The 7,295-nt window shown below is 31.0% G+C and carries 8 protein-coding genes; all 8 read right to left on the bottom strand.

The genetic code is table 11. From position 1 onward, the window contains the following. Nucleotides 1-97: 97 nt before the first annotated feature. The gene (locus FLACHUCJ7_RS24985; protein ID WP_180910952.1) at nt 98-1,234 is read right to left on the bottom strand and encodes a type II secretion system F family protein; all 1,137 of its coding nucleotides are present in this window, start codon (nt 1,232-1,234) and stop codon (nt 98-100) included. Then, on the bottom strand, nt 1,224-1,694 hold the full coding sequence (locus FLACHUCJ7_RS24980) for a PulJ/GspJ family protein (RefSeq protein ID WP_180910951.1): 471 nt from the start codon (nt 1,692-1,694) through the stop codon (nt 1,224-1,226). Before FLACHUCJ7_RS24980 ends, FLACHUCJ7_RS24985 begins: the two co-directional genes overlap by 11 nt. Then, nucleotides 1,676-2,029 carry a hypothetical protein gene (locus FLACHUCJ7_RS24975; protein ID WP_180910950.1) on the bottom strand — a complete coding sequence of 118 codons (354 nt, stop codon included), beginning with the start codon at nt 2,027-2,029 and terminating at the stop codon, nt 1,676-1,678. The genes FLACHUCJ7_RS24980 and FLACHUCJ7_RS24975 overlap by 19 nt, the downstream gene beginning before the upstream one ends. After that, complete coding sequence (locus FLACHUCJ7_RS24970; protein WP_180910949.1) at nt 2,017-3,300, bottom strand: hypothetical protein; 1,284 nt, start codon at nt 3,298-3,300, stop codon at nt 2,017-2,019. The genes FLACHUCJ7_RS24975 and FLACHUCJ7_RS24970 overlap by 13 nt, the downstream gene beginning before the upstream one ends. Continuing rightward, nucleotides 3,297-3,782 carry a hypothetical protein gene (locus tag FLACHUCJ7_RS24965; RefSeq protein WP_180910948.1) on the bottom strand — a complete coding sequence of 162 codons (486 nt, stop codon included), beginning with the start codon at nt 3,780-3,782 and terminating at the stop codon, nt 3,297-3,299. Before FLACHUCJ7_RS24965 ends, FLACHUCJ7_RS24970 begins: the two co-directional genes overlap by 4 nt. A gap of 85 nt (nt 3,783-3,867) precedes the next feature. Beyond that, a complete protein-coding gene (locus FLACHUCJ7_RS24960) occupies nt 3,868-4,803 on the bottom strand; it encodes a hypothetical protein (protein ID WP_180910947.1) in 936 nt (311 codons plus the stop codon). 63 nt (nt 4,804-4,866) lie between these two features. Continuing rightward, the gene (locus tag FLACHUCJ7_RS24955) at nt 4,867-5,595 is read right to left on the bottom strand and encodes a hypothetical protein (protein WP_180910946.1); all 729 of its coding nucleotides are present in this window, start codon (nt 5,593-5,595) and stop codon (nt 4,867-4,869) included. Nucleotides 5,596-6,280: 685 nt separating this feature from the next. Further along, nucleotides 6,281-7,295, bottom strand: a 1,015-nt coding sequence (locus FLACHUCJ7_RS24950) for an RHS repeat-associated core domain-containing protein (RefSeq protein WP_230408910.1), incomplete at its 5' end; no start/stop codon positions are given.

Raw genomic sequence — 7,295 nt, 5'->3', positions numbered from 1 at the left:
TGAAATCACAAGGTAAAGAGAAAGAATACAAGAAATTACATTCTCAACAGCTCTCGTTGTTCTAATACCTCGGTGGCTCTGCCCCGAGGTAGTTTATTTAACCAATCGCACTACTCAATTGAAACATAGGCAAATACATAGCTATCAACAAAACAGCAACCAAGACCCCTACAAAAAGAATAATAAAAGGTTCTAGAATAGTAGTCATAACTTTAGATTGCTGCATCACTTCATTATTGTATTGTTCACTGAGCTGCTTAAAAACATATTCGGTTTGGTTGGTTTCTTCGGCTACTTTTACAAGTGATATGATTCGATTATCAAAAAGTGGAGTGTTTTTTAAACTGGAACTTAAACTATTTCCTTTTAAAATACTTTCTTCAACTTTTTCCAGAGCATCCTGCAAGGGAACAAATTGAATCATCTTTTTAACCATTTGAATACTGTTCAACAGAGGTACTTTTGCAGTCGTTAATAAGGTTACTGCTTGTGTGAATTGTGCCAGATAAACCTTATTCATAAAAGTTCCCAAAACAGGTATTTTAATCAGGAAATAATGGAGAGCCCTTTTGTATTTAATGTTATCTTTAAAAAAGCGTGTTGAGAAAATTAAAATGATTAAAGTAATAAAAATATAGAACCCGAATTTTTTGGTCAGGTTTGATAATTTAACAATTACCTGAGTAAGATATGGCAATTCCACATTGTTTTGCTTGAAGATATCCTGAAACATCGGAACTACATAACTCAACATAAAAACAACTACCAAAACAGCCGTACTCAGAACAATAGAAGGGTAGGTTAGTGCAGCAATAATTATCCGTTTTTGTTCGTTTTTGCGTTCAAAAAAGTAACCTAATTCAGCACATACCTGAGCGGTTGTTCCTGTTTCTTCACCAATTTTGATAGAGTAATATTCATATTCTGTAAATGACTTCGATGCCAATAAAGCATTTGAAAACGGCTTACCGTTAACGACTTCATTAAGTATAGACTGAATCAATTCCTTATCATTGTTTTTCTTTAATGATTCAATAATCAATGACAATCCTTCCTTAAAATTCACACCTGCTTTTAATAAAACAGCTAATTCCTGATAAAAGGTTTGTTTCTTTTTATTGTTAAAAGAATCTCCAAAAAGAGTGATTTCCTTTTTAAGCAGGTCTTCAATACTATTCGGTTTTTTAGATTGAACAGTTTTTTTGTTTGGGATGTTTTCTATTTTAAAGGCCATCTTCCTGATTCATAAATAATGTTATATCATTTTTTTTGGAAACGAAAATTGCGTAGTCAGGAAGTTCCGTATCTGTAAAGATGCTGATGGCATCTATTGTACCGTTTGTGATTTCTTTTCCTTTAAAGAAAGCTTTATTTGGAGTAATTTTTAATTTAATAGTATCTTGGTTTCTCATTGTAAAATTTTCCCGGAATGAGTAATTGATTGTATCTATTTCTGAAATAAGAATAAGTTCATTTTTATTGTAAATTATATTATGAGGCTCATTGAAATCCAGCCACAGCCTTTGTTCAAATAAAGCCAAAGTACTGGTTTTATCAAAATTGGTCTGAATCTTATGAATTTGCTTTTGAACGATACGCAATACACTAAATGCCATACCAACCACAATAGCAGTAATAATCATCACAACTATTAATTCTGCAAGTGTAAATGACTTTAATTTTCCTGCAGCCATAAAATTTGCTGTTTTAAAATCTCCTTTTTTGAGATATTGTTTACTGCTGAAATGTTTATTATTTTTTGAGAAGAAATGGCTTCTGATTTTGCTGGTTCAACAATAATTTCCCAACCTTTATAGCTTTCCTGATATGGAATTTTTATTAAGTTGTTCTGAATTTCATACTCCAATTCATTAATTCTGTTTTCAATAGGATGTGTATTTTTAGAAAAAGTATTTAAAACCAGATTATTCAATACCATACTTGCAATTACAAATATGATTACAATTAATACTGTTGCAACAAGAGCCTCAATTAGTGTTGCCGATTTTATTTTTTTTAATACAGCCATTTCAAAACAGTTTTAGGTTCTTCTTCTAAAAGAATTCCGCCGTATATCATTGGAATATTTTCGTTTTCAATAGTTGCATTATAAATGTGATTCATAAATATAGATCCAGACTGATTGGCAACAAATTGTTTGGTATAAACTGAACCCGAAACCGTTCCTTTTATTTCAAAATTGCCATTGCAATATACCTGTCCCTTTATTTTCGCATCCTCTTCTAAAATAATTTGTGTCTTAAAATCAGGCGTTTCTTTTGTCTGAATATAACAGATAATTCCTTTTACAATGCTCTTCGAATCAATATAGATTTGATTATCGAATGGAATATTAGAAGTTTCATTTGGATTGATTTTATTATCCTGAAATAAAATCAATGCTGTTGGATAGCTTAAATTGCAATTTTTGCCTAATGTAATTTTTTTAGATGCTATGGCTTGAAAATTACCAATAGTTTCATCTTCAATTTCTATAATTGGTGCTATTAAGATTATATCTTTTAATAAGGCAGTTTTTTTTATTTTAATGGAAGTTTGTGATTTAACAATGATATTTCCCGAAATGATTTTATTCTCCAGAACAATTGGATCAGATGAATAATATCCCTTAGTTTTTGTTTTAAAGGAATTTACGATTTTTGAAGGTGAGTCCAAATTGATGTAATCTTCCTGATGCTCAATTTTGTAATCTCTAAGATAATATTGAATACTCTCTAAAACTGTCTTTTCGAGTTTTGGCAATTCCACAGTACTTTTTTTAATTGTGCCATAAATTAACTGAGATCCGTAGTAACTGTTTCCTGCAATATATCCTGAGTTTACTCCCTGAGTTGGTAAATAAGCATTTCCACGAATAGTGGTATTTCCAACCACTGTTAAGCCATTATGGGTTTCCTGTAAAAATAAGGTAGGAGATTCATCAGATTTTACAAGGGATCCTATAAGAGCTGTTTTGGTAAATTTCTTTTTTCTAAATTGTGTAATAGTGATGCCTTTTTCAAAAATTCCCCATTGTGACAAAGAGGTTTTAATGGTTTGATTTTCTTTTTTAATGAAATCAATTTGAGCAGTATCTAAATTGATTTCTTTTTGTTCCAGCAAATATTGAATTCCAATATCTGCCATTTGAATGTTTTCAATAGCTCCTTTCGATTGCTCTTTCATGTAAATAAAAGTATAAGCATACAAAATTAGCCCGGCCAAAAGCAAAGCAATAAGAACAGCAATAAACACTGTAAACTGTAAAGCGCCGGATTTAATTTTGTTAATCAGCTTCAATCTCCAAGCATTATAAGATTTAGATTTCCTTTGTATTTGATATAAACAGATTCTTTATCTCCTTCTTTCAGAAAAATTTCACTTTGGGTATCTCCAATTTTCATATAATGATTTTTACCATCAATAATAAGAATGAAAATTTTCCTTTTTTCTTTACTGTCAGATATCATTCCTTTATACAGAACAGTTGGCCAGACTAAGGTTTCCTGAGGTTTTGGCTGTTTATTTACTTTGGTAGATTTTGTCTGTACTGTTGAACTTTTTTTTGGAGCGTACATCTTGCCTAAAAAAGGATCTCTATAATTGACATTAATGGAAAATGTTTGTCGTTCTTTTATTTTTAAAGGCTTAATAGTAAATTCATTTTTTTCGGCAGGTATGATTTTGTCCGTATTGGTAAAAGAAAAAACCTGATACAAAACGCCTCCCCAAACGAATAATACAATGGGCAACAGTATGTATATGTTTTTTTTGTTTTTCATTAATAATTTATTTTTGGGCTAATTCGTTTTCAACTTTGAGAACTCTATTATTTCTAATTTTTGATTAGCAATTTCTATTAGAATATTAATTAATAGTAAAACTAAAAACACTACTTTTTTCACTAACATTACCTGCTTCATCAAAAGATTTGATATACCAATAATAAGTCCCTTTAGTCAATGTTTTGCTGTAAGGATTGGATGCCTTATCCTTGAAATTTAGATTTGTTAAAGCACTTTCGTTATAAGCATAAATGCTGTCAGTTTCAGCACTTCCGGAAATAGGAGTTTTGCTAAACTGAAAATTAATACTGGTAGAAGTAGTAGAACTGGCATTTACCGGATTGGTGAGAACAGGAGTATTTGGTTTTTTCGTATCTGTTAAGAGGGTTCTTGTCGTATATAATGTTTCTTTCGATCCGTTGCTTGCCCTGACTTTCCAGCTATAGCTCCCATCAGGAAATGTGTAATCGATACTGGTAGACGATGTGTTTACTTCTTTAATTAAAGCATTATTGCTGTCATAGATCTGAAGCAGGTATTCGCTTGCGCCTATAATGCTTTGCCATGATAATTTTTGAGCTGCAATTTTTGTAATCAGGTTGTTATTTGGTGTTAATAAAACAACGGTATTGTCCTGAAAATCATCATTGTTTAAAATCTCAAAAGACCATGTTTTATACCCTGTCTCATAACCGCTGTTTACTGCCTGGACACGCCACTCATATTTGCCAATATTTAATTGCTGGTTGAATGTCGTAGAAGTGACTAATGTATCGAGGACAATTTGTATTGGGGAAGTAAAATTAGGTTTGGCAATCTGTAAATGATATTTTTCTGCGTTTTCGACTTTATCCCACGAAAAAGAAACACCGGTCGAAAATAAACCAGAATTATTGGCAGGAGCAACCAGGGTAATTTCTTTATCTGAAATATCATCAACAAGTAATATTTCCTCACAGGAAAATAAGGATAAAAACAAAATACAGGGTATAAGTTTGTAGAAAACGGATTTATTCATTTGGCTTAATTTTTCAGTTATAAACTGATTAGGATTTATGGAGTAGGGCAGAAGTAGAAAATATTACATATCGTAAAGACTTTTATTTTTTTTCTCTTCCGGAATTAATTTAGTGCTGCCTTTACAACTGTTTTTACCTTCTACAATGTCAGCAATATACCATTGTCTTTTTTGATTTGATGCCCAGCAAAATTTACTGCTTTGATAGCCTACAATGCTTTCAGTACTAACATCAATAGTGTCTGTTTTTTTTCCTGTTTTGTATAAGGCTATCGTATATTTTTTTTCCTGTGAATTAATTAAATAATAAGCATCGGCCTGTCTGATTTTGGTGATTTCATCAGTAGAAAGGCTTACTGCAATGCTGGTTATAATTTCAGAATCTTCTGTATCTCTTAATAACCTGAAAACATCTGCATTGTAAGGAGCATTTAACTCACCAACCAAACCGTTTATATCTAATATTTTAAGGGTAACCAGTTCCGGTTTTTTAGGCAGACTGTCAATATACGCTACCGTAGTCTGGTTTTGGTTGTATCTGGCTTTTGACTTATAAACATGGTTTAGCTTACGGTTAAAGGGCACAATGCCAATCGTAATCCTGATTTTATTTTCGAGTTTAGGCAGTGTTCTGACTGCAAAACTATTTTCTTGTTTATTGTTTTTGTTGGATTGACCAATAGAACCTAATTCTGGTGAAGAAGTGGCAATTTTGTAAGTATCATTTTTTATTTTGGTTGTTTGACATGCAGTACAAACAATAAGAAATAAAATAATAATTTTTTTAATCATGTTTTTAATTTTATATAAAGTTACTATGTTAAATCTCAATAACTTTTTTGAACAAATCTATAAAATTAGACTATAGCTTTGTCGGATTTTATCTGTTTTTTTTGATGTTTTATACATGATAATTGTGATTATTTAATTTGTAATTTGTTATTTTAAGAAATGGTATTTTGCAAGTTCTTAAAACAAATGCCATTAGAGACTTTTCTTTTTCGACAATTTTAAATATAATCATGCATTGTAATGAAAATTAATGAAGAATTAAAGTCATGAGGAATCGAAAAAGATATATATAATTTCAGATGCACACAAAATTTTTCAAAACAGTGTATTCAAATATTTTATTTAATCGAGAAATGTTTAAATAATCAAATTCCTAAAAGCCATTTCATTGAAATGGCTTTTAGGAATTTGATTTAGTCAAGAGATATTTACACAGCTTTTATAAGGAACTCTTCGGTGATTGAATAATTATTGTTTAAATATCTATATCGAAAAATATTCCTAATATAATTGAAAAAACATAGTACAGAAATAAAAGCAATAATACTAACGATGCTATTTTTTCCTTGCTTATTTTATAGTTTAAGTACTTAAATACATTGATGAGAATAAAAAATATTGACAATATAATAGCTAACTTCAACAAAAAAAACAGAAAGCTTTCTTTAATTAGATCCATAATAAATTAATTTTTAAAAAAACTTTTAAATCCTTTCCATAAATCTTGCCAACTTGTAGGGCCAACACTATATCTAGAACTTCCTCTTTGTCCAGCTGGTGTCTTCATTTCTTTCATCATTGCTCCATTTTGTATATGTTGGACCCCATAAACAATAGCATAATTATTATTCTTCCCAATACGATCTTGTAAAGCTTCACCAGTAAGGCTAACTGCTTGATCTCCAGATGTAGCGCCTCCTAAAAGTCCAATTAAGTTTTTTGTATTATCGCTAAGTGCAGAAAGACTACTTTTTACTCCTGCTGCTCCAAATACTGAAATTCCAGCTTCAAAAGCCTTAGTCGTATATTTAGAAGTTTTATCTATCATGTCTACATTATAAATGCCATCCTTATTTGTTTTGTTGTAGCTTGAAACTGTATTAGTCCATTGATTTAATTGAGAAGTTCGCTCTCCAGATTTTGCTTCGGTTGAAAAACTTTTTCCCTCATTACGAGATATCTTACCGTCTGCATTTTTGCTGATAATACCTGATGAATGAGTTACAGTGGTTCCTTTAGTTACATTTCCTTCTGCATCTACTTTATTTGTTATAGAAGCAGAAGAATATCTTACACTTACGCTTCCATCATTCTTAGTCGTTGTAATTGTTGTCGTAGTTGTTTGGGTAATTGTTGTAACATTGTGTTTATCAACGGAAGAAGAAATTACAACATATTGATCTTTTTTTGGATCAATCGTAGCAGCACCATCTGGGTCTGCCCAAAAGACAGGATTATTATCAAAAGCAGTATATGGTGACTGTGAATGATGGGTGACCGGATCAGCTTGTAGCATTCTTGCTAAAGTTGGATCATATTGTCTCCAACCAAAGTCATACCAATTGAGTCCCAATTCATCTTGTATTTCCTTACCTTCAAACTTATACTTTTGAGCAGTTGCGTTACCTTGAGTATTTACAACGTTGTCATGCCTGCTTTGTTTTAGGCCAAAAGGATAATAATTATCTTCTTCTATGATG

Source organism: Flavobacterium salmonis, assembly GCF_903819435.1.
Classification (GTDB): Bacteria; Bacteroidota; Bacteroidia; order Flavobacteriales; family Flavobacteriaceae; genus Flavobacterium; species Flavobacterium chungangense.
This window is presented reverse-complemented; position numbering and strand designations above follow the sequence as displayed.